General features: G+C 44.4%; 23 protein-coding genes. 12 read left to right on the top strand and 11 right to left on the bottom strand.

Annotated elements, in window-relative coordinates:
• The first annotated feature begins 59 nt into the window (after positions 1-59).
• The 4 genes from mutL to LX99_RS21685 are packed head-to-tail and all read left to right on the top strand — an operon-like array spanning position 60 to position 4,715.
• A complete protein-coding gene (mutL, locus tag LX99_RS21700; protein WP_109609733.1) occupies positions 60-1,925 on the top strand; it encodes a DNA mismatch repair endonuclease MutL in 1,866 nt (621 codons plus the stop codon).
• A gap of 24 nt (positions 1,926-1,949) precedes the next feature.
• Entirely contained in the window at positions 1,950-2,696 is a 747-nt protein-coding gene (locus tag LX99_RS21695; protein WP_109609732.1) for a rhomboid family intramembrane serine protease, read from the top strand.
• Positions 2,697-2,729: 33 nt separating this feature from the next.
• Positions 2,730-3,605, top strand: coding sequence for a rhomboid family protein (locus LX99_RS21690; protein WP_109609731.1), 876 nt, complete (start codon positions 2,730-2,732; stop codon positions 3,603-3,605).
• Entirely contained in the window at positions 3,606-4,715 is a 1,110-nt protein-coding gene (locus LX99_RS21685) for an endonuclease/exonuclease/phosphatase family protein (protein ID WP_109609730.1), read from the top strand.
• Between the two features lie 25 nt (positions 4,716-4,740).
• Here the strand turns inward: LX99_RS21685 and LX99_RS21680 are convergent, their stop codons facing one another.
• From LX99_RS21680 to LX99_RS21655, 6 genes are all read right to left on the bottom strand, one after another.
• Entirely contained in the window at positions 4,741-5,367 is a 627-nt protein-coding gene (locus tag LX99_RS21680) for a thiamine phosphate synthase (protein ID WP_031267720.1), read from the bottom strand.
• A 106-nt stretch (positions 5,368-5,473) separates the two neighbouring features.
• A complete protein-coding gene (gene pafA, locus LX99_RS21675; protein ID WP_109609765.1) occupies positions 5,474-7,141 on the bottom strand; it encodes an alkaline phosphatase PafA in 1,668 nt (555 codons plus the stop codon).
• A gap of 365 nt (positions 7,142-7,506) precedes the next feature.
• On the bottom strand, positions 7,507-8,586 hold the full coding sequence (locus LX99_RS21670; protein WP_109609729.1) for an acyl-CoA dehydrogenase family protein: 1,080 nt from the start codon (positions 8,584-8,586) through the stop codon (positions 7,507-7,509).
• A gap of 53 nt (positions 8,587-8,639) precedes the next feature.
• Complete coding sequence (gene pnuC, locus LX99_RS21665; RefSeq protein WP_109609728.1) at positions 8,640-9,272, bottom strand: nicotinamide riboside transporter PnuC; 633 nt, start codon at positions 9,270-9,272, stop codon at positions 8,640-8,642.
• Positions 9,273-9,341: 69 nt separating this feature from the next.
• A complete protein-coding gene (locus LX99_RS21660; protein WP_342769435.1) occupies positions 9,342-11,795 on the bottom strand; it encodes a TonB-dependent receptor in 2,454 nt (817 codons plus the stop codon).
• A gap of 801 nt (positions 11,796-12,596) precedes the next feature.
• Entirely contained in the window at positions 12,597-13,853 is a 1,257-nt protein-coding gene (locus LX99_RS21655; RefSeq protein WP_109609727.1) for an alkaline phosphatase family protein, read from the bottom strand.
• A 329-nt stretch (positions 13,854-14,182) separates the two neighbouring features.
• On the opposite strand from LX99_RS21655, the gene LX99_RS21645 reads away from it, so the two are divergent.
• The gene (locus LX99_RS21645) at positions 14,183-14,971 is read left to right on the top strand and encodes a serine/threonine protein kinase (RefSeq protein WP_109609725.1); all 789 of its coding nucleotides are present in this window, start codon (positions 14,183-14,185) and stop codon (positions 14,969-14,971) included.
• Positions 14,968-16,128 (top strand): hypothetical protein, encoded by a 1,161-nt coding sequence (locus tag LX99_RS21640; RefSeq protein WP_109609724.1) that lies wholly within the window; start codon positions 14,968-14,970, stop codon positions 16,126-16,128. The genes LX99_RS21645 and LX99_RS21640 overlap by 4 nt, the downstream gene beginning before the upstream one ends.
• Here LX99_RS21640 and LX99_RS21635 read toward each other — a convergent pair.
• From LX99_RS21635 to LX99_RS21625, 3 genes are all read right to left on the bottom strand, one after another.
• Positions 16,110-16,769 (bottom strand): hypothetical protein, encoded by a 660-nt coding sequence (locus LX99_RS21635; RefSeq protein ID WP_109609723.1) that lies wholly within the window; start codon positions 16,767-16,769, stop codon positions 16,110-16,112. The genes LX99_RS21640 and LX99_RS21635 overlap by 19 nt on opposite strands.
• The gene (locus LX99_RS21630; RefSeq protein WP_109609722.1) at positions 16,747-17,424 is read right to left on the bottom strand and encodes a PP2C family protein-serine/threonine phosphatase; all 678 of its coding nucleotides are present in this window, start codon (positions 17,422-17,424) and stop codon (positions 16,747-16,749) included. Before LX99_RS21630 ends, LX99_RS21635 begins: the two co-directional genes overlap by 23 nt.
• A 263-nt stretch (positions 17,425-17,687) precedes the next feature.
• Complete coding sequence (locus tag LX99_RS21625; protein ID WP_109609721.1) at positions 17,688-17,975, bottom strand: hypothetical protein; 288 nt, start codon at positions 17,973-17,975, stop codon at positions 17,688-17,690.
• 181 nt (positions 17,976-18,156) lie between these two features.
• Here LX99_RS21625 and LX99_RS21620 point away from each other — a divergent pair, with 181 nt between their 5' ends.
• Together LX99_RS21620 and LX99_RS21615 are read left to right on the top strand one after the other, a co-directional pair.
• Positions 18,157-19,032 carry an alpha/beta fold hydrolase gene (locus LX99_RS21620; protein ID WP_109609720.1) on the top strand — a complete coding sequence of 292 codons (876 nt, stop codon included), beginning with the start codon at positions 18,157-18,159 and terminating at the stop codon, positions 19,030-19,032.
• Positions 19,033-19,138: 106 nt separating this feature from the next.
• Positions 19,139-19,387 carry an FUSC family protein gene (locus LX99_RS21615; protein ID WP_109609719.1) on the top strand — a complete coding sequence of 83 codons (249 nt, stop codon included), beginning with the start codon at positions 19,139-19,141 and terminating at the stop codon, positions 19,385-19,387.
• A gap of 91 nt (positions 19,388-19,478) precedes the next feature.
• Here LX99_RS21615 and LX99_RS21610 read toward each other — a convergent pair whose 3' ends face one another.
• Positions 19,479-21,749 (bottom strand): PAS domain-containing protein, encoded by a 2,271-nt coding sequence (locus LX99_RS21610; protein ID WP_109609718.1) that lies wholly within the window; start codon positions 21,747-21,749, stop codon positions 19,479-19,481.
• Positions 21,750-21,984: 235 nt separating this feature from the next.
• Here LX99_RS21610 and LX99_RS21605 point away from each other — a divergent pair, with 235 nt between their 5' ends.
• The 3 genes from LX99_RS21605 to LX99_RS21595 are packed head-to-tail and all read left to right on the top strand — an operon-like array spanning position 21,985 to position 23,258.
• Positions 21,985-22,302 carry an ArsR/SmtB family transcription factor gene (locus tag LX99_RS21605; RefSeq protein WP_022831852.1) on the top strand — a complete coding sequence of 106 codons (318 nt, stop codon included), beginning with the start codon at positions 21,985-21,987 and terminating at the stop codon, positions 22,300-22,302.
• Positions 22,302-22,799, top strand: coding sequence for an SRPBCC family protein (locus tag LX99_RS21600; protein ID WP_109609717.1), 498 nt, complete (start codon positions 22,302-22,304; stop codon positions 22,797-22,799). Before LX99_RS21605 ends, LX99_RS21600 begins: the two co-directional genes overlap by 1 nt.
• Before the next feature lie 30 nt (positions 22,800-22,829).
• Entirely contained in the window at positions 22,830-23,258 is a 429-nt protein-coding gene (locus LX99_RS21595; protein WP_109609716.1) for a VOC family protein, read from the top strand.
• A gap of 112 nt (positions 23,259-23,370) precedes the next feature.
• On the opposite strand, the gene LX99_RS21590 is transcribed toward LX99_RS21595, so the two are convergent.
• Positions 23,371-24,264 carry a winged helix-turn-helix domain-containing protein gene (locus LX99_RS21590; protein WP_245927985.1) on the bottom strand — a complete coding sequence of 298 codons (894 nt, stop codon included), beginning with the start codon at positions 24,262-24,264 and terminating at the stop codon, positions 23,371-23,373.
• 100 nt (positions 24,265-24,364) lie between these two features.
• Here LX99_RS21590 and LX99_RS21585 point away from each other — a divergent pair, with 100 nt between their 5' ends.
• Positions 24,365-25,441 (top strand): ligand-binding sensor domain-containing protein, encoded by a 1,077-nt coding sequence (locus tag LX99_RS21585; RefSeq protein WP_109609715.1) that lies wholly within the window; start codon positions 24,365-24,367, stop codon positions 25,439-25,441.
• Positions 25,442-25,460: the final 19 nt, after the last annotated feature.

Genomic DNA, 25,460 nt, shown 5'->3' with positions numbered 1-25,460 from the left:
TTATGCCATCAAATATTTAATTTAGCATCGAAATAGAAATTGAAGGGAAATTAGTTTAGATGTCAGATATTATACAGCTTTTACCGGATGCCGTTGCCAACCAGATTGCCGCGGGTGAAGTAGTTCAGCGACCGGCGTCGGCGGTAAAAGAGTTGGTGGAGAACGCTATTGACGCAGGTGCTGATAAAATACAGCTGATTATTAAAGATGCCGGTAAAGCGCTGATCCAGGTTATTGACAACGGCTGTGGAATGAGCCTTACCGATGCCCGCATGTGCTTTGAGCGCCATGCTACCTCTAAAATACGCAAGGCAGATGACCTTTTTGCCATCCGCACCATGGGTTTCAGGGGCGAGGCCATGGCTTCTATCGCGGCTATTGCGCATGTGGAGTTAAAAACCCGCCGCCATGAAGATGAACTGGGTACCTGTATTGTTATTGAAGGTTCGGAAGTGGTCAGCCAGGATCCTTGTTCGGCACCCACCGGCACCTCTATCTCGGTAAAAAACCTGTTTTATAATACCCCCGCCCGCCGTAACTTTTTAAAAAGTAACCCGGTAGAGATGCGCCACATTATTGACGAGTTTCAGCGTGTGGCCCTGGCGCATCCACAGATCTTTTTTACGCTGCACCATGACAGCCAGGAGGTGTACCACCTGCCTGCTGCCGCGCTTAAGCAACGTATTGTACACCTGTTTGGCGCCAATTATAACCAGCGACTGGTGCCTGTCGAGGAAGATACCACCATCATCAAATTGCGTGGTTTTGTTGGCAAGCCCGAGTTTGCCCGAAAAACCCGCGGCGAGCAGTTCTTTTTTGTAAACAACCGCTTTATCCGCGATAATTACCTTAACCATGCCGTAACTACCGCGTTTGAGGAGTTGCTGCCGGATGATTGCTTCCCGTTTTATGTGCTGTTTATCGATATCGACCCCTCAAAAATTGATATTAACGTGCACCCCACCAAAACCGAGATCAAGTACCAGGACGAGAAGGCCATTTATGCCATCATCCGCTCGGCGGTAAAACGTTCGTTGGGTAAGTACAACATCACGCCTACTTTAGATTTCGACCAGGAAAACAGCATCGAACATCTGATCACCCCAAAACCGCTCGAAGAGATTATTGCGCCCACCATATCTTTCAACCCGAACTTTAACCCGTTTGCCACTACCGAAAGCAAGCCTAAACAGGATCATCCTTTTTTGAGGGATACATCAGGCGGCGGTTACCGCAAGGAGTCGATTCCGCAAAACTGGGATACGCTGTACGAGATCAGCAAAAAGGAAACGCTTTTTCAGCATGAAATTCATGAGGAGAAAACGATTTCGGTTGAGGAGCAGGAGGTAAGCAAGCCGAGCGAGGCGCAGTTGTTCCAGATCCATAACCGGTTTATTCTCTCGCAGATCAAATCAGGCTTTATGCTCATTAACCAGCAGGCCGCCCATGAGCGGATTTTGTACGAACGTTTTTTGCAGCAATTGCAAAACCACTCGGGCGTGAGCCAGCAAAGCTTATTCCCGCAATCGGTAACACTAAACGGTAGTGATTTTGAGTTATTGAAGGAGCTGCTGCCGGATATCCGCGCGCTGGGTTTTGATATCCGCGAGTTTGGTAAAAATACCGTGGTGGTTGAAGGGATCCCTGCCGAGCTGAACAACGTAGGTGAACACGAACTGCTTGAACATTTATTGGAAGGTTTTAAAAACAATATGGCCATCCTTAAATTAGATAAACGTGATAACCTTGCCCGTTCACTGGCCCGTAACGGCGCCATTAAAACAGGCACTAAATTATCATTAGAGGAAATGAACCAGCTGATAGACCAACTTTTTGCCTGCCAGTCGCCCAACCAGGCCCTGAACGGCAAACCGGTGATCAGTACTTTTACCATGAACGAATTAATGGAACGCTTTGAAAAATAGCCCCAGCAAGGCTAAATTTTATATATGAACGGATACAATCAATCGCCATTTGCCAATATCACGCCGGTTGTTAAAAACCTGCTGATTATTAATATTATTATGTTTATAGCCACCTTTACCCTGGGTAAGGTTGGGGTTGATTTGTACGAATGGCTTGGCGGATATTATTTTAATTCGCCACATTTTCATCCCTGGTCTTTTGTTAGCTACATGTTTATGCATGCAGGCATCGATCATCCAGAGCATATCATTTTTAACATGTTTGCTTTATTCTCTTTTGGACCGATATTAGAGTATTCACTGGGCTCAAAAAAGTTTTTCAATTTTTACTTTATATGCGGCATAGGTGCCATGGTTTGCCAGATGCTGGTACAGGCCTATGAAGTACATGCCATAACCGGAAGCTTTACAATGGCTAACGTAAGCGCAAATCGCGAAGATGTATCTGCTTTTATTCCATACGGGCAGGAATTAGGTTCAAAATTGTATGCCATATACCATTCTCCTACAGTGGGCGCCTCCGGCGCTATCTTTGGTTTACTTGTTGGGTTTGGGATGCTGTTCCCAAACATGGAGTTGATGATACTATTTATCCCTGTGCCTATCAAGGCTAAATATATCATCCCGGTTTACATCGTACTTGAATTATACCTTGGGTTAAAACCTATGGCGGGTGATTCGGTAGCACATTATGCGCATCTTGGCGGAGCGCTGATTGGCTTTTTAATGATTAAAATATGGCGCATTCAGCGGCCAAACAGTTTTTATTAATTACATTTAATTATCATGTAATATCACTTTATTATGAGCACTCTTTGGCAAAATATCCAGCACAAAATATTACGCTCAGGTAATAATATCAGGCTACTGATCAGCATTAATGTTATTGTTTTTCTGGCAATTAACATTTCGGCAGTTTTTGAGTATATGCTAACCCCGCAAGGTCATGTCAGTCTGGTTAGTTTATTTGCCGAAAAATATATCAACCTATCGGCTGATCTTCATGAGCTGCCGTTTCGTTTCTGGACGCCGTTCACTTATATGTTCATGCACTCAGGCATATTGCATATTTTATTTAATATGCTATGGTTATACTGGATGGGGCAGATATTTGAAGAGTATCTTGGCAACAAGCGTACCATTGGCCTTTACATAATGGGAGGCCTTGCAGGAGCGTTATTTTATTTACTGGCTTTTAATCTTTTGCCCGTTTTTACCAGTGTAAATGCCGCTTATAACAGCGCTATCGTGGGCGCGTCGGCCAGTGTGATGGCTATCGTGGTTGCTACAGCCACGCTGTTACCCGACTATACCATATCTCTCATATTATTTGGTCCGGTTAAATTAAAGTGGCTTGTATTTGTTATTTTGGTTATCGACTTTTTAGGCATCATGGGCGGCAACGCCGGTGGCGAAATAGCGCACCTTGGCGGCGCGCTAATGGGTTTTATTTACATTAAACAACTGCAAAAGGGTAATGATTGGGTTGGCGGTATAGCTAAACTATTTAAGCCGAAACCTAAGCTAAAAGTTGTATCAAATAATATGGGCAGCGGCTCATCCGGTTATCCCCGCCAGGACGAGATCGACCGGATCCTGGATAAAATTTCGCAATCGGGCTATAACAGCCTGAGCAGGCAGGAACGGGAAACCCTTAAACGCGCAAGTAAACAGGATTAAATGATCAAAAAAAAGCAAAGCATATTTGGCAGGATCCTGTTATGGATTAACCTGTTTTTTTGCATTGCTTTGCTTATCAGTTACCTGGCTCCATATGTTGATCCGCGCAAGGGCTGGCTTATCGCTTTTTTTGGCCTGGCTTACCCTCCTTTGTTACTTTGCAATAGCATCATGATGCTGTACTGGCTGCTGCGTAAACGCTGGCAGTTTTTATTTTCATTGGTGAGCATTTTGATTGGGTGGCCTGTACTTACCAATAACATCGGTTTTCGTTTCGGCTCAAACTTTGCCAAAGCGCCCGGGTTGGATGTGATCCGCGTGATGACCTACAATGTGCATAACTTTAAGCACTTCGGCCTTGCCAACGATGTGCCAACCAAGCATGATATCCTGGAACTGATCAATACCGAGCAGCCCGACATTATTGGTTTTGAAGAGTTTTTTACCCGCAACAAGGGCGAGTACGAAATGCGCGATTCGATCTGTAAAGTTTTAGGAACCACCCATTTTTATTTCGAGCCGTTTAACTTTAACTATCTCGAGGCTATCGGTATGGCTATCTTTTCAAAATACCCGATCATTAATCACGGCATGATCCGCCTGTCGGACGAACGGGGCTCGGGCAATCAGTGTTTATATGTAGATGTAAAAAAGGGCAGCAAAACCTTCAGGTACTATGCCATCCACCTGCAATCCATCAACTTCAATCCCCAGGATTATAAATACCTCGATAGCGTATCAAAAAGAGGTAAAACCGATATGAAGGCTACCAAAAGGCTGGGTACCAAGCTCAAGCTCGCTTTCCAGAAACGCAGCGAACAGGTGTTTAAAATTAAAGCCCATGCAGCAGAATGCCCGTATCCTTATATCATCGCCGGCGATTTTAATGATACACCTTCATCCTTCGCGGTTAACCAGATGGCCAAAGGCCTTACCAACGCTTTCAGGGAAAAAGGCTCGGGTTTTGGGCGCACCTATAACGGCGATTTCCCTAATTATCAGATCGACTATATCATGACCAGCCCGCAGTTTGAAACACTAAGCTATAAGGTGATCGAAAGGAAGCTGTCAGACCATTACCCCCTCCGGTCCGATCTCTCGCTGAACTAAAACACCGTTTGGTTTTAAGCAAACACTAATAAAGTTTTCTGTAAAACTCCTTTATCATTTCTGCCGGGTTGGCAACCTGTATTATGGCCGAAGATATGGCTATGCCGTTTACACCGGTTTGGAGCAGGTTTTCCACATCTCCGGGCCGAATGCCTCCCACCGCTATCACCGGGATGCCGATGTTTAGTTTTTCCAGGTCGCGATAACCGCTAAAGCCGAGAGCTGGCTTGTCATCGGCGCCGTCATTAACAGCCGTTGCAAAGGGGCCGTAAGTAAAATAATCAACAACGCCGGTGTTTTGCAGTTTCAGCACCTCGCTGATATTGGCTGCCGATACGCCAAGGGTTTTATCCTGACCTATTACCTTGCGGATGGTAGGCAAATCGGCATCTATATCGTCAATATGTACGCCCTGCGCGTCCACACGGTCAATCAGGTCATAATGGTTGGCAATAATAAGGGTTGCGCCCCATTCATCGCAAATTTCGGCTATCTCATTTATTTCATCAACCAGTTCATCTTCGGGTTTGGTAAGGCAACGGTACTGGATCCAGTTTGCCCCGGCGCTGCAGGCCATCTGTACCTGCCGGATATGGCTAAAGCCGGGGAGATCATGCGTGAGGTAATGAAATTTAGAAACGTATTTTTTCATTGTTAAATCAAAAAATTCGGCCAAAAATATAAAGTCCGAAAAACTACAAAGAATCTTTCGGACTTTAACCCAAACCGGCACCGCCGGGATCAATATTATTTCAACATTATTTTAAAACTTCGCTGATTACTTTGCCAATGCAGCCATCAGGCTCCTGTATGTGCAGCAGCGATGCTACCGTAGCCGCAATATCGGTCATGTGCGTTTGGCGGGTAAGGCTGCCATGTTTAATACCCCAGCCCATAAATACCAACGGGATGTGGGTATCATAAGGGCTCCAGGTGCCATGCGTAGTGCCGGTTTGGCCATGACCCGAGTACCAACCCGGTTTTAAAACAATTTGTATCACACCGCTATGCTCAGCGTTGTAACCGTTAATGATACGGGTGCGTAAATCTTCGGGGATGTTTGCCGCGTTGGCCCTTTGCATATCTACCGCGTACTCAACGGCAGGCGCTTTTTGCAGGTATTGGATACAATCGGCTTTAACAGCTTCTTCGCTGATGCCTGCTTTTTTTATGGCGATGTTATTCAGGTTTACCTGGTAATTATCCATGCTGATGACCAGGTTGTTTACCTTGTATTTATCGGCCAAAACGGCGTTCATATCTTTCTGAGCCGCGGCATCATCCCAAATACCGGCAGGTACCTGGTGATCTTTTAGGAAGGTGGCATTGTGCGCCGCCCCGTGATCGGCACTTAAAAATACCGAGTAATTGCCCTTGCCCACGGTTGCATCAAGATAAGCGAAAAATGAAGCCAGGTCGCGGTCAAGCCTCAGGTAGGTATCTTCCACTTCAACAGAGTTAGGACCGAACTGGTGCCCGATGTAATCTGTTGATGAAAGGCTCACGGCTAAAAAATCGGTAACAGTGTTTTTTCCTAACTGCTCGCCATCTATAGCCGCCTTAGCCAAATCAAGCGTCATGGTGTTACCATAAGGTGTTGAGCGGATCAGGCCTACGTGGCCTTTATAAAGTTCAGAAGTTTTAACCGGCATGGTTGGCGCTTCGGCTCCGGCGTATTTACCTTCATATTTAGGGCTGTTATCGGCAGCGCTTTGCAGGTAGGTATTTACCGGGTAAAGCGTATTCCAATCCTGCTTCAGGTATTTTTCGGCAATTTTCTGATCGTTGAACTTTTTAACCCACGATGGCAGATCGGCCATATAGTAGGTGCTGCTGATCCAGTTGCCGCTGGCATCATCAAACCAGTAAGCTGCATTAGCGGTGTGCCCGGCAGGTAAAATGCCGCCGCGATCTTTCAAGGCTATGCCAATAACTTTTGAGCGGAAGTTGGTTGCCAGGCGCAATTCGTCAGTAACGGTAGTAACCAGTAAATTACGAGGCGACATCTGGCCCGCCTTAGAAGTGCTGCCAACGGCCACAACGGTACTATCATCGGTACAATACATTGATTTGCCTGTAGCCTGAACAATAAAATCATTACCTGCAATACCATGGATAGAAGGTACCGAACCGGTGTAGATACAGCTATGCCCGGCAGCGGTTACCGTGGGAATATAATCGATATTGGTGTTCTCGCAGGTGAAACCCTCATTAAGCATCCGTTTAAAACCGCCCGACTGGTAACGGTCATAATAGCGGTAAAGGTAGTCCCAGCGCATTTGGTCAACCACCAAACCCACAACCAGTTTTGGACGTGGTACTGATGCTGATGCCGGGGCGGCCGGTGTGATCGTTTTCTTTTTTTGTGCCGATACCGAAACGGCGGCTAAGGAGATTGATATGAACAGCAGATGTTTAAATTTCATCGCGAAAAGATATTTTTTAACTGCGCCAAATATCAGCAAATCAATTAAAATGCAATATGATGTTTTTGTTAACTGTGGGGATTGTTACAAAGGCCAGCCCCACCCAAACCCGCCCCGGAAGGGAGGGCTTTAAATAAAGAGTCTCCCCTGCCGGAGGAGATTTAGAGGGGGGCTGCTCTAATCTGCCGCGGTGTAAAATTACTTAAGTCGCCTACTTAAGCACCAAAAGCTTCGCTGTCGCGCGCGTGCCGCGTGTGCTCCGCATGCTCGGCAATAATCTCTTAAACACCTGGCACTAACGGCACACGCGGCACGCGTGCGCCAGCTAAAGGCTTTCAATAGCACCCCCTTCAGGGGGCGGGGGGCTAAAACGTCAGTAACGAATGCTGCCCGGCCGTATGCATATCGCGCCAAACCTGGTTAATTTCGGTATCGGGGTTGGCTGCCGATAGGCCGCAATAGGTATAAAGCTTGTCTACGCTCTCCCTTGATGCTTTGGCCAGTTTACGGCTCATCAGGCTTACCTGCTCAAGACCGCTATCACCTGCCGATTCAAAATTATGCCAGCTGTAATCCACAGCCTCATAAAACGCGGCCCTGGTTTCGTTCAATAAAACCGTTTGGTCGGCCAGTAACTGTTTGATATATTCCTTTTGCGGTTCGGTTAGCCGTGGATTGTTCATCCGTTCACTAAAGGCAGGTCCGCACAAATCGAGAAAATGCACGGCGAGGCCCGATAAATTGGCGGCAAGGGTAGCTTCGGCCAGTTGTAAAAACGGGTAACGGTATAATGGAGCATCTATCACGGCATACTCCGGGTCGATTTGGAAGCAGCGGGTTTTATCTACATAAAGATCTTTAACCTCGTAGGCATCGCTGCCGGTGGCCATCATACCCACGTACTTCCAGGCCCGGAACAGGGTTACATCTTTCCTGTCGAAAACAAAAGGTAAGATCAGGGGCTCACCCTTATCGTTCAATACCGTTTCATCTCCGTTTTTGATGATACAGTTGGCGGTAAGATGCGTGGCATGGTGCGCGCCGCTGGCATATTTCCAGGTGCCGTTAATGATATAGCCATCACCGGAAATGGTAGCCGTTCCGGTTGATGCCCCGCTGCCTGCAAAACACAACTGCGGGTTGGTCATGATTTCAGTTGCCAGTTCCGCATCTAAAAAACCGCCAAACCAGGCGGCTCCGGCACAAAGCGTTACCACCCACCCCAGGCTGCCGTTTGCCCAGGCCAGGCTTTCTTCCAGGCGTACCATTTGCGGCATATCAAGCTGCAACCCGGAATAAGCCTTCGGGACTAAAAACTTAAACCAGCCCTGTTGGTATAAAAGCTCCAATTGTTGGGCTTGCAGCTTTCCCGCTTTTTCAGCTTCCGGAACCGCTTCGCGTATGATATTAACCCATTCGGGTTTTAAGTTTTGTGATGGATGCATATTGTATTTTTTAGCTTAAAGCCCAAAGCGAAAGGCTTAAAGCTTTTAATGTTCTAAGCTTTGAGCCTTTCGCTTTCTGCTTTCAGCTTCCCCGCCCACTCAAGATAGCCCCATATAGCCACCATAAACAGGAAAATAGTGAGCAAAGCAAACAGCGGCAGTTTTTTGTAAAATAATAGCGGCACCGCGAAGAAGTTGGAAATGTTGAGGAAAATCCAATTTTCTATTTTGCGGCGGGCCAGCAGCCACATACCGGCCCAGGCGGTTGATGATACCAGCGCATCCCAGCCAGGAACGTTTGATGGTGTAAAATATCGGGCAGGCAGGTTTTTGATAAGATAATAAAACACCACCCAGCCAATAATGCTTATTGCCAAACTTATTATCCACTCGTTTTTGGTGGAGTAGCTGATTTTTACCGGAGGCTGATCGCGTTTTTTTATCCAGTAGATCCAGCCGTAAAAACTCATTACAATATAGTAGCCGTTCAGTAGCGATTCGGCATACAAATGAACTTCCATCAGTAGAAATATAGATATGGCCGTACCCAGTATTCCCGCCGGGTACAGCCATATATTATTAACGCGGGCCAACAGCACTTCCGCAACGCCCAGCCCAACGGCAAGCCATTGCAGCCAGGTAGTTTCCCTGATTTGTTCTATGAACAGGTGGAGCCAGTGTTGCATATCAAACTCTTAATTCGTGAAATTCGCCCTAATTGGTAAAAATTAGTGTTAATAATAAATTAGCGCTTTTTAAAATCCTAAACTTAACGATGCCATAAAGTTGCGCGGCGCCTGCGGAAAGTAGTAGTTATAGTTAACCACGTGCCCGCCTTCAATATCCGGGTAGGTTGCGCCGTTACTTTCATATTTCTCGCTGAAAATATTATTAACCTGCAGGCCAACCGTTATGTTTTTAACCGACCGAACGCTGAAGCTGTACCGCAACCTTACATCGTTTACAAAAAAGCTGTTCAGCATGCGGTTGGCCGCATATGGGTTAAGGGCGTTTTCGGGCGTTACATTAAAACCTTGCGGATTGCGGTTCATGGTATTATCCAGGTACTGTTTGCTCACGTATTTGCTCAGCAAAGCGATTTCGCCACCTTTAACCGGACTATAGCTAATGGTACTTGAACCGGTAAGGGATGGCGAGTAAGCGATATCCGTTTTGGCCAAAACCTGTTCCACCTGTGTACCATCATCATAATTGGCAAAAAACTGGTGATAGTTTTTAATTTTATTGGTACTCCAGGTAGCGGTTAAGCCCCAGTTTAGCTGACTGGTAATTTTTACCTTGCCGCTAAATTCCAAACCTGCGCGGTAGCTATCCTTTACGTTGGTACGCACGGCGCTGCCTACATCATTGAGGGCACCCGTTAATACCAGCTGGTTTTTGTACAGCATATAAAAGGCATTCAACTCCCCGCTGAATACGGATGAGCTGAAGCGATAGCCCGCCTCAAAATCTTTCAGGTTTTCGGCCTTAGGGCGGTTTTGCGGCGGCGACTGAACATAATCGTCGCGGTTGGGTTCGTGGTTACCCACCGCGAACGAGGCGTATACGTTGCTGCGCTCATTAAACTGGTAAGTAACACCCGCTTTAGGGTTAAAGAAATTTAACTGCGCTGTTTGCTGCGCGTTTTTAAGGTATTGGTCAATTCCATAAAAGGTGTAGTTAATATGGCGGTATTGCATATCGGCATACAGCAAAAACTTTTCTACATGCCACTCTGCCCGGCCAAAAATATTGAAATCCTTTTTGGTGGCCTCATTGCGGTAATACTCATAGTTAGGGCCTACGCCGAGGCTGTTTTCGCTGTAAATGATATTGCCATAGTGCCCGCCCCGGTACTCATTGTAAGCGCCGCCCAAATTAAAGTTTAGTTTATTGGCAGGCTGGTATTTTAAGGCATAGGTAACGCCATAAAAGTTGTTGTTAAGCCATTGGCGGCGCACCAGGTTAGTGGTGGCAAGGGTATCGGTACCGTAAATTACAGGGCTTAAGCCATAATTGCTAACCGCATCGTTTTTACGGTATTCTTCATAAAAGCCTTCTCCGTGGGTATAATGTAAAGCGCCGCTGAAGGATAGCTTATCCGAAAACTTTTTATCGTACAGTAATTGGTAGTGGTTTTGCAGGTAATCATCAACCTGGTCTTTATAAAAGGCGTTATCACCCATGCTGCCCAGTTCGTTATAGGTACGGTTATCGGGGCGGGTATCATCGCCAATTACATAATCGGCCACACCGTTCCAGGCCTGGTAGGTACGCTCATGGCCCGAAAATACATTAAGCCTTAAAGTGCTGTTATCGCCATAATAAGCGCCGCTTACAAAAAACGATTTCAGGCGTGACGATGCGCGGGCGATATACCCGTCTGACCGGATCCTTGATAAACGGCCATCAATGCTAAACCTGCCGCCAAGCAAACCCGTACCTGCGCTTACCGTATTTTTGAGCGAGCCGTAAGAGCCGGCCGAATTATCCAGCTGGGCATAAGCCGTATCGCGGCGGGTTGCGGTTTGTACGTTGATACTGCCGCCAAAAGCACCCGCGCCATTGGTTGAGGTACCCACCCCGCGCTGGATTTGCAGGTTGTTGATAGATGATGCAAAATCGGGCAGATCCACAAAGAACGCGCCCTGGCTTTCGGCATCATTAAGCGGGATGCCGTTAACGGTTACGTTGATCCTCGACGCGTCCGATCCGCGGATGCGGATGCCGGTGTAGCCAATACCCGTACCCCCGTCAGAACTGATCACTACGGATGGCGTTTGGTTAAGCAAATAAGGCAAATCCTGGCCGAAGTTGTTTTTCTCCAGGTCTTTTTTGCTGAGATTGGTAAACGCCGTAGGCGAGTTTTTGCCCGCGCGGGTGGCGGTTATGGTAACCTCGTCGGTAGTTAAAGCGCCCGGGGTTAAGGCAAAATCAAGCGTTTGCCCGGCCCCTAAGGCGGTTGTACGGGTTACAGGCTGATAGCCGATGTAGCTTGCCCTTAACGTATAATTGCCGCTTTTTAAATTACTGAAACTGTACTTACCGGCAGCATCGGTAACCGCGCTTTGCTGCGGGTTTAAAATAGTAACGGTAGCGCCGGGCAATACTTCGCCGGCCTGGTTGGTAACCTTTCCTGATATGGAAAGCTGGGCCGATGCCAAAAAAGGCAACAGCAGGGCCATAGTGGCCACAAATAAATTTTTCAAAATGTGTTAAACAAAATTGAGTTAAACCATCTGTACGCCAGGGTAAAGCGCCAGTACACTTAACTTATTTACCTTTATCCCTACGCCGGCATTATCCGGATCAGGTGCTGCCCCCCGGCCCCCTGAAGGGGGAGAGTAATAGTCCTAAAGTTTACTTCAGTTTTTATTACTCCCCCTTTAGGGGGCAGGGGGGCATGGGTATGATCTCAGCCTGTCTTTCAGTTTGGTAAAACAACCTGCAGTTTGTTTTGCAACCAAAGCAAGGCACCCCTTGAGAATTGTATTAGCGGCAAATATAGGTTTTGATTTGGAAATTCGGAATTTTTAAATGACAGGTAATCGTTTAGCCTCACCTAAATCCTCTCCTTCGGAGCGGATTTTAAAAACAAAGCCCCCTGTGCCCATAGCCGTCAAGTTAAGGAATCAAGCTTTTAAAATCCCCTCTTGAGAGGGGCGCGCGACGGGAAAGCGCGGGGGCGGGGTGTGTTATGCAAGCGATAAACCTCGCACAGAAAAACACACCCCTCCACCCCTCTCAAGAGGGGAATCGCACAATGCCGTCGCTTTTTGCTTAAGTTGACGGCTATGCTCCGGAGAGGCGCGCGCGACGGGAAAGCGCGAGGGCGGGGTGTGTTATGCAAGCGATAAACCTCGCGCGGAATAACACACCCCTCCACCCCTCTCAAGAGGGGAATCGCACAATGCCGTCGCTTTTTGCTTAATTTGACACTATGCCCTGTGCCGGATGGGAGATCATCCGCCAGGTTGTAAAAATTACAAAAAGCTATCGCTTTTGAAGCTTTACCTCAGCACCTTGCTTACCAGCGCTTTGCTCCCATCCACTTTCCCGGTAATTTTTAAGCCCAACAGTTCGGCCACCAGCGGGTAGATATCAACATTAGGAAAAGCCTCAATTTGAAGGTGCTGCCTGAAGGCCGGTCCCCAGGCCATAAATATGGCGTGAACATCTTTTACCACCGCCGGATCGTAGCCGTGCTGCCCTTTATCCAGCTTGCGGTTGTAGATGTTGAACAGTTTAGGCCAGTGCGGCAGCAGCAGGATATCGCCAATGCGGTTAAACCGGTCATCAGCTGTTGAGCGGTGCAGGTGCGCGGGGATGCTGTCGCGGAGGTAAACATCATAATCGCCGCCTTCTTTTTTCAGGGCCTGGTAGGTTGGTTGGATGTCGGCCGGATTTTTGGCAATCAGCTCAACCACCATCCTATCGCCCGAAATAATGAATTTTGACGTATCGAGCGCCGCAGGGGTGGGCAGCGGGTGCCCGGTATCGGGCTGCCCCATACCATGATCAGACACAAAAATAAAGTTTACCTTAAGCCCGGTGGCTTTTACCGCTTTATCCAGTTCATAAACGGTCGAGTCAACATTATGCACGGCATCGATTACCTGCTGCGAGTTGGGGCCGAAATCGTGACCGGCATCATCAACCGGTGGCAGGTAAAAAGTGATGAGGTGCGGGCGTTTTTCGGCAGGCAGTTTCAGCCAGTTCACCACATCCTGGATGCGGTTATGGATAGGGATTTTTTCGTTATGCGGATAATAGTAGGTAGCATAAGTGCCCTGGATGGGTGTTTCCGACCCAACCCAGTAAAAGTTGGCGGCCAGCATGTGCTGCTGCTCGGCCAGTACCCAAAGCGGGGTGCCGTGGTACCAAACCGGGTTTTGCGTTTCTTTTTTCTCGCCCGAATCGTAGTATCTTTTCAGCTTCCTGTCATAAAAAATATTTTGCACTATGCCGTTGTGCGCCGGGTATAAACCCGTTGCCATGGCGTAGTGGTTAGGGTAGGTAGATGAAGGGAGCACCGGGATCATGGAAGACGACCTTACACCGGCCTTGCCGAACGCCAGCAAATGTTCGGCATTGTATTTATCGGCATAATCGTACCGGAAACCATCGGCCGAGATCAGGACTACATAGGGTTTTTGCTGTTGCGCAAGGCTGTTTTTGCGCCCGGGGATGACACGTTGCGCGGTGTCCTGGGCAAAACAAAGCACGGCACAGGCAAGCAGTATGGAGCTTAAGATAAATTTTTTCATAAACCGTAATAAAGCGATGGCTAAAGCTAAGCCCATAACATTAGCCTATTGTTAGTGCCGGGTGAAGTTTATGTTGGGGGGGGGTAAAGGGGTAGGCTTTCGATGTGGTACCCAAACGTAATCTGATATTATCGTTGATGTACTGAATAAAAGTCATTTCATAAATTAACGAAGTGTTATCTACTAAATATGAGGCACTGTATTTTCTGATTTTATAAATAGCTTTTGTATCCAAGAATTGGATTGATAATTAAGACAATAGTAAGTAAAATCGAAATGTTATCTTAATGTATACACTATTTAAATATATTTGTATTACAGTTTAAACCATGACCTCGATTGCATTATCACAAGGCCTAATTGACCATTTTAAGATTTCAGAATATGAACAGGCAACTACTCCGAGCGGACAAAAAACAGTTTTTATTGTGAAAATTGAAGGGGTTAAGTATGCACTGAAAATAATCCATATAGCCGACGAGCGTTTTGAAAGAGAAGTCAAGATTTGCCAGCAATATAATCATATAACGGGTATTCCATCTATTTTAAAGGTTGAGAAATACCTAAATGATACAATAATATTGGAAGAGTATATCGAGGGGAATGACTTGTCTGATATATTAGATCAGTATAAAGGCGATCATAAGAAAGTGATAGACTTGATTTTCAAAATAGGAACTATTTTAAAACCTGTTTGGTATGATAAATATGTTCATCGTGATTTAAAGCCGCAAAATATTAGAATAAGAGCAAATGGCGATCCTGTAGTATTGGATTTTGGAATTGCCAGAGCGTTGGATGAAGAAAGCATTACGGCTACCGGAGGACAACCGCTATCGTGGTATTATGCCAGTCCAGAACAGTATGCCGGTCAAAAAAACCTAATTTCGTATAAAACTGATTTTTTTTGTCTTGGAATAGTAGCTTACTTTCTCTATACAAATCGATTGCCCTTTGGTAATACAAAGGATTTAATTGCTCAAACATTCACAAAGACAATAATACACATAGATTCAGGTAATAAGTACATTAATGAATTTTGTAATGGTGTATTTTATACTTCACCATCAGACCGGCCTCGTAAAATTGAAACTTTTCTAAAGCTTGCACAAATATGAAAATAGCTCATGTGTTGGGCCACAATTCCAATTGGAGTATAGAAACCCATTTACAACAAAATATTGGTGATTATTTTTTGATAACAGCATTCACACATGGTATTGATTTCGACAAGAAGAAATCGCTGAAAAGCATTTTGCCTAAATCAATGATTGATTTGCAGTTTTATGGAAAAAAAAGTAGTGGTGATATAATTGCAGGAAAATTGTCTGAATTTCCGTTTCATCCCGCAAATTGCGGAGATGATGAAATAACTAATGTTTACTTTGAAAATTGTTTAAAAAGGTCAATCAAATTTCAGGCAGATAAGGGATTTAGAAATGTAATTATCCCACATTTTTATGAGAACGAAGAGGTTAAAGACATTATAGAAACTATAAAAAAAATAAATGATCACGTTAAAAAAACCAGGATTGAGGGCATAAAGTATTTCATGACTCTTGCGTTTGCAAACCATATAATTATTGACAAAATTAAAGTTGAAGAGATCCTTTTTGCTTGCACAGATATGGACATTGTGTTTGACGGATATTTCGTGACCTGTGAAACTAAACCAGAGTTTAAGCGAAAACTTACTACTGACATAAAAGTATTACGGAATTTGTCAAAGGTTTTTAAAACGTTAAAGCAGCAAGAGTTTGAAACAATTTATGCTTATGCGAATTGGGATGCATTGGTTATACTCGCACAAACAGATATTGACTACATAACAATAGGCACATATGAGAACTTAAGAAAGTTTGACATAAGACGTTTTACAGAAGACCAATCAGGAGGAGGTTCAAAAGGGTATTATTTTTCTGAAAAACTGTTGAACATGATTCGTGCTGATGATATAACAATCATTAGAGATACTGGGAATTTGCATTTTATAAAAAATGACAGGAATATATTTTCAGATATTATATTACAGCCGGGATTTTTATGGAACATTCATAAACCCGATGTTAATAAAAACTATTTGCTTGCCATTGAGCGTTTACTAAAAAGAATTGGTAGTGTAGGAGATTTAATATATCGAAAGGAGTTGGTTCTTAATCTGATAGAGGATGCTATTAAACGCTATGAAAGTTTAGAAAGAAATTACATTTATTTGGACAATGAGAGTAGTAACTATCATTTAAATATATGGCGCACTTACTTACGCAACGCTTGACTTTTGACTTTCTCTGAAAAAAGGATTTGCATTTTTGGATCAAAAGGGGCTTGTCTTGTCGGACTGAAATGTCTTTGCAAGTTGCCGTCGGTCGTTATTGAAGCTAAACCCACGTTATATTTTTCGAACGCATCAATGTTTTTTAAAGCCGCCTTGCAATGGTGGGCATCTAAAACGACAAAGGAGTATTCTGCAAACCACTTATATCTGTAAGCTTGCTTTAGAGCTCTTTTCCAATCTTTTAATTTTGCTTCAATTGCAAAGTTATTTCTAAAAGGCAGCTCATAGGATTTATTAGTTATAAAGTAACTTTCGTCGTCAAGAATATATTCATTACTTAAAAGTTTATTGAGTGACTTCAATACTGCAGATTTAGGGCAACGGGTAATATTGATTATCTCAGATACACTAATGGATTTAGACTTTTGGATAAGTGAATATATATTTATATCAAGAAGATCAAGTGTATCCTTAGATTTCGTTTCCCGGTAAACGATATTTTTTAAGTCACTAATAACTATATCGGCTATACCATAGCCCAAGGATACTTGTTCAAAAATTTGAATGTAATTTCTGTTATAACAACTTTTAATAGATGTTTTTAACGCTTCTACAAGATCAACTTCGGCCTGAAATTTCATTTTTTATTAAGATATATGATGAGTCATCATTATTCTTTCTTCTCTGTAAAAGTGACAATTTCTTTTCAATATTTCGAAAGTTTTTAAAATTGTAAGCTTGAAAGTATGCCTTAAGGTCATTAAGCATTAGCTTGTAAAATCCATCAGTACAAATTAAGAAATTATACTCGCTTACTACATCAGTCGGCATAAAATCATCAATTGATAGGCTTGCTAAACCCAAACATTTCGTCAAAATGTTAGACCGGTCAGACAATGAATCGTCATCGGTTATCCTTTCAATGAATTGATTGGAAAACTGATAAATTCTTGAATCCCCAATATTTACATATTGTGCTTTATTTAAGGTTTTATTGTAAAATAAAGCAGATAGCGTACTCATTCCCTGCGCTTCGCAATCAGATAACACTTGATTATGAGTTTCGAATAAAAACTGTCCGAGATTATTACCGGTTGGGTTTAGGTCATTGAGTTTTGATTTTAATTTCTTAGTATATTGATTAATAAATATGTGACTTGTAGAAAACGAGCTGACACCGTCAAAAACAAAGAAAAGATAATACTGATCTTTATCTACAATTAAAATTTTGTCTTGATTCCTTTCCCTCTTTAAACCTTTTTTGGAATTGCTGACATATTTCAAGGGGGTATTCATAATAGATAACTGATTAAAAGCTTGATAATATTTTTTGCTATTAAATCCCCTTATAAAATTAAGATGAACTCAGTTAGAGCAAATAACTTATAAAACAAAGGGTAGAGTTTTTTTTCTAAACAATATTACTAATAAAATTAGCAAATAGCAAAGTAAAACTCTTTTTCTGATTACTTTAACGACCGATACAAGGGTATTAACCTAATCAATCATCTTCCCCATCTTCGGCTCACTTACCCCCTCAGCCCCCCCACTGAGATCCTTTACAAAAACTCCAACACCAACCGCTCCCATTCCTCGTCTAAAGAAACGTTGGGGCGGGTTTGTTTTGCCTGGCGGTACCAGTAGTCGGCGTTCCAGATGTCGCCTTCTTGGCGGTGGAGGTAGGCGTGTACCCAGGCCGATGAGCGGTCGGTTAGGTGATCAACCTGGGCATGGGCCTGGTGCCAGTCGCCTTTGCCATCGTACCAAAGGGCTTTGAGTTGGGGAGAAATACCTGCGGGCGGTTGTTGCAAGGAGAATGAGGCTTTAAAATCGGCTAACGTTTTCATGGTCCGCTAATTTACATAATTGACGCATCATTGCTGCTACATGTAAGGGCTTGTATGGGTCATTAAGTGATAGGTAACCATGGTTTTTAGTCGCAATTTGCCCCTGAATATGTCGTTTCCGCACAGCGTAAAATGATAAAAAGCCCATGATTTTTGTATGGTCGCTCCAATCAAAACAATTATGAAAAAATTATTTACACAACCAGGCATCCTGCGCCCGGCATTAATCATTACCCTGATTTTTATGACTATATCCCTATCAAACGCGCAGCAAGGCAAACCGGCGCAAAGCGGTTATGCCCCGGTTAACGGCATTAAAGTGTATTATGAAGTATACGGCGAAGGCAAACCCGTTATTTTGTTGCACGGGGCCTTCATGTCTATCGAAGGTAACTGGGCGCAGGTTATCCCCGCGCTATCCAAAACCAGGAAAGTGATAGCCCTTGAAATGCAGGGGCACGGCCATACGCCTTATTCCGACAGGCCTTTAACCCATGCCAACATGGCCCGCGATGTGGAAGGCGTAATGGATTACCTGAAAATTGACAGCGCCGATGTTGTGGGCTATAGTATGGGCGGCTCGGTGGCGTATCAATTTGCTATTCAAAGCCCTAAACGGTTAAAAAAGCTGGTGATCATATCATCAACCTATAAAAGCACCGGCTGGAACCCCGAGGTGAACGCCGCCATTAAAACATTTAAGCCCGATTTTTTTAACAATACGCCCATGAAAACCGGGTATGATGCCATAGCGCCCGACAAAACCAAATGGACAAAATTTATTGAGCAGATGATTGTTTTTGCCGCCCGCCCATTTGATTTTGGGGATGATAACATAGCGAAGATTACCGCGCCGGTGCTGATTATAGCCGGCGATAATGACGGGATTGACAAATTGGAACTGGCTAAAACTTACAAGCTTTTAGGCGGAGGCGTATCGGCCGATCTGGCGCCGATGCCCAAATCGCAGCTGGCCATAGTGCCCGCGCAGGGGCACGTAAGTTTAATGATGCAAACCGATGTGATACTGGGCTATTTAAACGCGTTTTTAAAGTAGTTTAGCCGTTTTGCGTACAATATGGCCGGGGATTTTTGTAACCTTGTGGGCCGGATAGCAGCCTGCAACCTGCTGCCGGCATTTATTGTTAACAACTATCACAACCATGAAACAAAAGGAATTAACCGATTTAACCAATGAAGAACTATTACAGGAAGCCGGTAAAATTAAATCGGGCAAAATTATGGACGCCGCCATTTTGGGTTTTTTAATAGGCATAGCCGTTTACAGCGCCGTTAAAAACGGATTTGGCCTGCTTACCTTTATACCGCTTATTTATGTGCCCATTGCCGCAAAAAACAAGCTCAGGCATAAGGAAGTGGAAAAACTGGTAAAAGAGCGGGGGCTGAGGTAACCATTAGCGGCAGAGCTGCCAAAGCCCCGCCGGTAACATTTTACTATACCATAAGCGGCAATACTACCGGCATAACACATAGTAGCCCCCCTTATATTTTATTCACCGTTTTATCCGAAATCTGCTTAACAACCTCGTCAAGCTCGCGTGCTGTGGTCATGATGAAGTCCAGCAGTTCGGTTTCGGCGCCGCTGTTCATGCGCTCGTCTTTCAATAAATCTACCAGGCCTATGAGGCGTACCAGCGGCGCCCTAACCAGGTGCGATTGCATCCATGCAATGTCCCATAGTTTTGATTCGGAGTTTTTGGCCGCGGTGATATCCAGGCACGAACCGATCATCTTTTCGGGTTCACCATCGGCATTGCAAAATACCCTGCCCCACGATTTAAGGTAACGTATTTCGCCATCCGGCCGGATAATGCGTTCTTCAAAAACAGTGTCCTGATGTGTACGCAGGGCGTTAAGTATAATATTTTGTACGGGTTCCCGGTCGTCCGGGTGCAGCCTTTCCAGGTAGCCCTCGTAGGTGGCTGTATGATCTTTTTTATCTACTCCATAAATGTTATACAACACATCCGACCATTTAACCACGTTATTTTTAATATCCCACTGCCAGTTGCCAAAGTTGGCCAGTTCCTGTCCCTGGACATTCAACAACGTAGCTTCTTCTACAGCATCGGCGCGTTCCCGGTTTTCCAATATCACCTTCAAAATAGCCGCCGAGCGCTCTATCACCAATACTTCCATCGGGCCGGATTGCTTTACTTCGTTATAATACATGGCAAATACGGCAATTACCTGGTTGTTGCTGTTAATGATAGGGTACGACCAGCATGAACGAAGATTATTTTTTAAAGCATGCTCCCTGAATTTTTCCCATAAAGGGTCGGTCGAGATATCGGCCGAGATCACCTTTTCTTTCCGGTAAGCCGCCGTTCCGCATGATCCTTTTCCCTCACCAACAAGCTGGTTGTTTATAGTTTGGATAAAACCGGGCGGCAGTGACGGCGCGGCCAGCGTTAAAAGCCTGTTATTACTTACCTGTAAAACAGAGCATTTCATATTAGGCAGCAGGCTTTCAATGCCCCTCAAGTAAGTATTGAGTACCTGGGGCAGGGCTTCCTCTTTATTGGTGATCAGTTCCAGAACGTTTTTTTCGAGGTTATCAAGGCTCGCGAGCAGTTTAAATTCTGTAAAATCAATCATCACACCCCGCAGTAACTTAGCTTTGCCGGCTTCCTCAATTACCGAAACAAAATCTTTAATCCAAACAATGCTGCCATCGGCCCTGGTCATCCGGTAGTCAAACACATGGTCGGCGCTTTTTTTTGTTTGCTTCTGGCAAAAGGCTACAGCCCATTCGCGGTCTTCAGGGTGAATATGATTAGCCCAGAAATCCGGGTCGCCTAACCACTGCTCGGGCGTATAGCCCAGCAAATCATAAATTTTATTGCTGATGTAGGTAAACTCAAATGTTTCGGCATTAGCCTCCCATACAATGCCATCTACCGATTCGATGAGCGCCTGGTATTGGTTACGTGATTCTGTCAGCGCCTTTTCAGCGTTTTTGGAGTTGGTAATATCCTGCGAAACGCCATACAGCCTTAAGCATTTGCCCTCCGCTACTTCGGCTTTGCCTGTGCTGCGGAGCCAGCGCTTATTGCCGTCGGCAGTAATAATCTCCAGGTCAACATCAAACACCTTATTGTTTTCTATGGCCTGGTTTATGGCGTTCTTAATTATTTCCCGGTACTTATCGCTTGAATAAAAGGCAAGCGACCGCTCTAATGTTGGCTGATAGTCTGCAGGTACTTCATAAATCTCCTTCAGCACGGCCGACCATGTGATGGTTTCTGTTGTGATGTCAATTTCCCAGGTGCCAATGCTGGCTATCCGCTGTGATTCGCTCAAAAGCTTTTCCTGCTTTACAAGATCGGCATAAACAGCCTTTTCCTTCTGTTGGGTAAGCACAAGGTTTGTAACATCATTAATGGTGCGGATAATGAGTTCCACCCCGCCGTCGGCACCCAACAAGGGCGTGTTGATGATATCGAGGTATTTGATCTCATTACTTTTGTTTTGCGGGGCCGAAAGTTCGTACCTGATGGTGGTTTGCTTCTGGGTTACCTTATCAAGCAATACCTGATGTAGCGTGGTGAGTATTTCGTAGCCGGTATGATACAGGCGCTCAAAAAGGCTTACAAAGCTTTTGTTAACCAGTTGCCTGCTGCTTAAACCTGCAAGTTCAAGGTAAGCCTGGTTTGCAAAAACAATGGTATAGGTTGGGTGATCCGCTTTTAACACAATGGTTGGCATAGGAGCCGCGTTCAGTACAGCAACGCAGTATTTATCTTCTATCATAAACGGATAAGCAATTTTATGCCTGCAATGTTAAATATAGTATAAATAAAACATTTTTTTTATTAGTACAGAATATATCCATTAACTGTTAAAAATCAACGCTTTATAATTTTTAATCAAACTAAATACACCTATAACAAAACATGGTATCATATCGTTTAAAAATATTATCAAATAAATTTGCGCAACTCAAAAGTTGCATTTATATTAGCAACTAATAAGTTGCATATTTGAGATGAAGCCAGATATATTCCAGGCCATAGCCGATCCTACCCGCCGCGCCATTTTAACTTTAATAGCTGTACAGGCATTAACACCCAATGCCATGGCCGAAAAGTTTGACATGAGCCGCCAGGCCGTATCCAAGCATATTAAAGTATTGTACGAGTGTGATCTGATCAGGCCCGAACCATCGGGCAGGGAAATTTATTATCATTTTAACGCCAAAAAGATGCAGGAATTTGACAACTGGCTGGCCCAGTTCAGGGAAAGCTGGAAAACCCGGTTTAACCAGTTGGATAAAGTACTATCAACACTTAAAGAAAAGAAATAATGAAAGAGGATTTGCTATTTGATTTTAATGTTGACAAAGCCGCCAAATTGGTATACATCACCCGCGAGTTTGATGCCGGGCTTGATTTGGTGTGGGATGCCTTTACCAAAGCCGAAATCCTTGACCAATGGGCCGCCCCCGCCCCTATGCGCAGCAAAACCAAATACATGGATTTTACAGTTGGCGGTAAAAGGTTTTATGCCATGATCAACCCGGACGGGCAGGAGCGCTGGGTGCTTCAAAAATATACTTCCATTACCCCTAAAACCAATTTTAAGCTCTATAATTCATTTGCCGATAAGGATGAAAACCCGGATCCGGTTGGTTCGGAATGGGATTATAACTTCAGCGAAGAAAATGGGATAACCAAGGTGTATATCACCGTTTATAATGAATCGCTGGAGCGGATGGAAGGCTTAATGGAGGGCTTCCGGATTGGATTTACAATGACGCTGAAAAACCTCGACGAGTTGCTGGCCGCTTCAAAACAAAACTAACCGAAACAAAATCAACTAAAAATAACAATCATGAAAACAATCAATCCCTGGATCAACTTCAATGGCAATGCCGAAGAAGCATTCACTTTTTACCAATCAGTTTTTGGCGGCGAGTTCAGCAAGATTATCCGTTTTAAAGACTTGGCAGGCCCCGAATTTCAGGTAGCCGAAAGTGAAGAGAACAAGATAATGCATATCGCTTTACCAATCGGCAAGCATAATAAGTTAATAGCTAACGATGTGCCCGCTTTTATGGGCCAGGTAAACGAAAACGAAAACCGGTCGAAAATATATGTAAACGCCGAAAGCCGTGAAGAAGCCGAACATATATTTAACGGCCTGTCGGCAGGCGGAGAGGTTGAAGGGCCTATTGGCGATAGCCCCTGGGGTACCTACGCTGGTATGTTCAGGGATAAATATGGTATTGAATGGATAGTGGAGTTTGATGCGGGCTTATAAAAATATATTTTATCACGCTATTGAGGTACGAAGCAATCTCCAATTTGCAGAGGGGGCAATATAAACCCGCCCGTTATGGTTGTGGATTGCTTCGTACCTTACGATTTTAACCTCAGGAATTAACCTCCAGCTTATATCCCTTTCCACGGATAACCACGATGTTAATATTCGGGGCAGGCTCCAGCTTTTTCCTGAGTTTTGATATAAACATATCCAGGCTGCGCCCCACAATAACCCCTTCATCCTCCCAAATCTCTTTCTGCAAACGGCTTCTTTCTATAGTTTGGTTGGGAGATTGAGCAAAAATGAGCAGCAGGCGCGTTTCAGTCCCTGTCAGGTTTATTGGGTTATGATCTATCACCAGTTCCCGTTCCCGCACTTTAAATAAAGCTGTGCCGATAGCGAGGGCATCGGTAAGCTGATCAACAGGAGAGGATTGCTGTTGCTTGCCCGACCTGAAAATAATAAACCCTATAAATGCCAAAAATGGCAGGCTGCCTAAAAGATATCCGTTCTTCAGGGTGTTGATTCCTGCAGGTTTAAACTTAATATTGATCATGTAACAGGCCCGGGGTTGTTTCCGGCCTTTACAGGCTACAATATCATCTTTTTTATTTCCTGATATGGCGTAGCCATAGGCTACACCTGTATTATCACAATTCAATACGTTAACAACATAATCACGTGTTAGCGGATTATTGGATAAAAGGCGCTCGGTAGTATTCACCAATGAGTCGGGCTGGAAGGTAAGGTTGTTTTCAAACCTGATCTGGTATTCATTCTCCGCGATCTTCTTTACCGGCAGCACCCTCGATGTACTATCGCCTGATTGTAACAGCGTTTCATCACCAATCTTACGGAGCAAAACCTCTCTTCGGGCGATATCAAAATCGTCAGTGGCGGCCATGCTGAAAGCTACGCAGGTAACGGAGATCAACAGGAGTAATATCGATCCGGCGAGGTATTTGCGTTTCCCCGCAATAAGATTTTGGCTATTACGCATCATGTTTACGTTTTATTTACAAAGGTTACATTTTAATTTACAATCCTGATTTCCAGGGCCGAAAATTATCAAAGTAATTTCGCCACACAAACTTTGATATGATATGAAAAATAAGAAAAACGTGTTGTTCTGCCTCGTTATCCTGCTGGCCGGACTAATTTATTTACCAGCCCGGGCTCAACAAAATGATACCGCTGGCGCAATCTCAATGGCAGGGCCTAAACGCATTACCCGGAACGTTATACAGGATAGAAAAGGGAATATCTGGATGGCCGCGTTTGATGGCATGTTCCGGTACGATGGCAGATCGTTTACCAATGTTACTCATCATATAAGCCAGGCACGCTTCTTTGCTGTTTTAGAAGACAGGAAAGGCAACCTGTGGTTTACATCTGTAGGTTCGGGAGTTTACCATTACGATGGAAAATCTTTCCGAAACTTTACAACCCGGGATGGGCTTGCCAGTGACCGGGTTACGTGCATTTATGAAGATAAAGCCGGTAACATTTGGTTTGGTACTGAAGGTGGTGCAACCCGTTACGATGGGAAATCCTTTAAAAATTTGAAAATGACCGGGGCCACCCCTGTCGCCAAGTCCGACTCTATGCATATTTCAGCTTACGATCATCCAATTCCGGAAAATAGCTGGATGCATAATGATGTAAATGCCATTATTGAAGATAAAAACGGTAGATTTTGGTTTGCCACCAGGGGCTATACCCGTATGTATGATGGGAAAACATTGGTAACTGTAACTAACAGTGAGGGCAAGCCCCTTGCCAATGTACGCTCGATGATTAAAGATAAAAAGGGCAATATCTGGCTGGGAGGACACAATGGCCTTCAGCGTTATGACGGCCATACATTTACCAATTTTACCAGGAAATTTGTTGGTTTTGTTTATGAAGACAGGAAGGGCAATATCTGGACAAGTTCCGAGAGTGCTGATAATCCTAATATGGCGCTTTCTGGTTACGGTGTTAAGACCCCGGCATGGGCGCTATCCAGGTATGATGGAAATACGCTAAATGATAAAAAGCCAACCGTAACCGAAATAGCCAATAAACCAATGATTTTCGGGATTTTAGAAGATGATAAGGGAAATATCTGGTTTGGCGCAATGGATGGCGTTTATCGGTATGACGGAAAAACTGTAAAAGATTTTAAAAAGATGAACTGATAAATTCATCTAAGGATAT

It is taken from the genome of Mucilaginibacter oryzae (assembly GCF_003148845.1).
Taxonomy (GTDB): domain Bacteria; phylum Bacteroidota; class Bacteroidia; order Sphingobacteriales; family Sphingobacteriaceae; genus Mucilaginibacter; species Mucilaginibacter oryzae.
This window is presented reverse-complemented; position numbering and strand designations above follow the sequence as displayed.

What these genes read in the sequence shown, in the direction of transcription:
- LX99_RS21680 (WP_031267720.1), bottom strand. Translation starts at nt 5,367, where the DNA reads ATGAAAAAATACGTTTCTAAATTTCATTACCTCACGCATGATCTCCCC.
- LX99_RS21640 (WP_109609724.1), top strand. Translation starts at nt 14,968, where the DNA reads ATGAAAATAGCTCATGTGTTGGGCCACAATTCCAATTGGAGTATAGAA.
- pnuC (WP_109609728.1), bottom strand. Translation starts at nt 9,272, where the DNA reads ATGCAACACTGGCTCCACCTGTTCATAGAACAAATCAGGGAAACTACC.
- LX99_RS21635 (WP_109609723.1), bottom strand. Translation starts at nt 16,769, where the DNA reads ATGAAATTTCAGGCCGAAGTTGATCTTGTAGAAGCGTTAAAAACATCT.
- LX99_RS21605 (WP_022831852.1), top strand. Translation starts at nt 21,985, where the DNA reads ATGAAGCCAGATATATTCCAGGCCATAGCCGATCCTACCCGCCGCGCC.
- LX99_RS21615 (WP_109609719.1), top strand. Translation starts at nt 19,139, where the DNA reads ATGAAACAAAAGGAATTAACCGATTTAACCAATGAAGAACTATTACAG.
- pafA (WP_109609765.1), bottom strand. Translation starts at nt 7,141, where the DNA reads ATGAAATTTAAACATCTGCTGTTCATATCAATCTCCTTAGCCGCCGTT.
- LX99_RS21630 (WP_109609722.1), bottom strand. Translation starts at nt 17,424, where the DNA reads ATGAATACCCCCTTGAAATATGTCAGCAATTCCAAAAAAGGTTTAAAG.
- LX99_RS21595 (WP_109609716.1), top strand. Translation starts at nt 22,830, where the DNA reads ATGAAAACAATCAATCCCTGGATCAACTTCAATGGCAATGCCGAAGAA.
- LX99_RS21695 (WP_109609732.1), top strand. Translation starts at nt 1,950, where the DNA reads ATGAACGGATACAATCAATCGCCATTTGCCAATATCACGCCGGTTGTT.
- LX99_RS21620 (WP_109609720.1), top strand. Translation starts at nt 18,157, where the DNA reads ATGAAAAAATTATTTACACAACCAGGCATCCTGCGCCCGGCATTAATC.
- mutL (WP_109609733.1), top strand. Translation starts at nt 60, where the DNA reads ATGTCAGATATTATACAGCTTTTACCGGATGCCGTTGCCAACCAGATT.
- LX99_RS21610 (WP_109609718.1), bottom strand. Translation starts at nt 21,749, where the DNA reads ATGATAGAAGATAAATACTGCGTTGCTGTACTGAACGCGGCTCCTATG.
- LX99_RS21645 (WP_109609725.1), top strand. Translation starts at nt 14,183, where the DNA reads ATGACCTCGATTGCATTATCACAAGGCCTAATTGACCATTTTAAGATT.
- LX99_RS21585 (WP_109609715.1), top strand. Translation starts at nt 24,365, where the DNA reads ATGAAAAATAAGAAAAACGTGTTGTTCTGCCTCGTTATCCTGCTGGCC.
- LX99_RS21670 (WP_109609729.1), bottom strand. Translation starts at nt 8,586, where the DNA reads ATGCATCCATCACAAAACTTAAAACCCGAATGGGTTAATATCATACGC.
- LX99_RS21655 (WP_109609727.1), bottom strand. Translation starts at nt 13,853, where the DNA reads ATGAAAAAATTTATCTTAAGCTCCATACTGCTTGCCTGTGCCGTGCTT.
- LX99_RS21685 (WP_109609730.1), top strand. Translation starts at nt 3,606, where the DNA reads ATGATCAAAAAAAAGCAAAGCATATTTGGCAGGATCCTGTTATGGATT.
- LX99_RS21600 (WP_109609717.1), top strand. Translation starts at nt 22,302, where the DNA reads ATGAAAGAGGATTTGCTATTTGATTTTAATGTTGACAAAGCCGCCAAA.
- LX99_RS21690 (WP_109609731.1), top strand. Translation starts at nt 2,730, where the DNA reads ATGAGCACTCTTTGGCAAAATATCCAGCACAAAATATTACGCTCAGGT.
- LX99_RS21625 (WP_109609721.1), bottom strand. Translation starts at nt 17,975, where the DNA reads ATGAAAACGTTAGCCGATTTTAAAGCCTCATTCTCCTTGCAACAACCG.
- LX99_RS21590 (WP_245927985.1), bottom strand. Translation starts at nt 24,264, where the DNA reads ATGATGCGTAATAGCCAAAATCTTATTGCGGGGAAACGCAAATACCTC.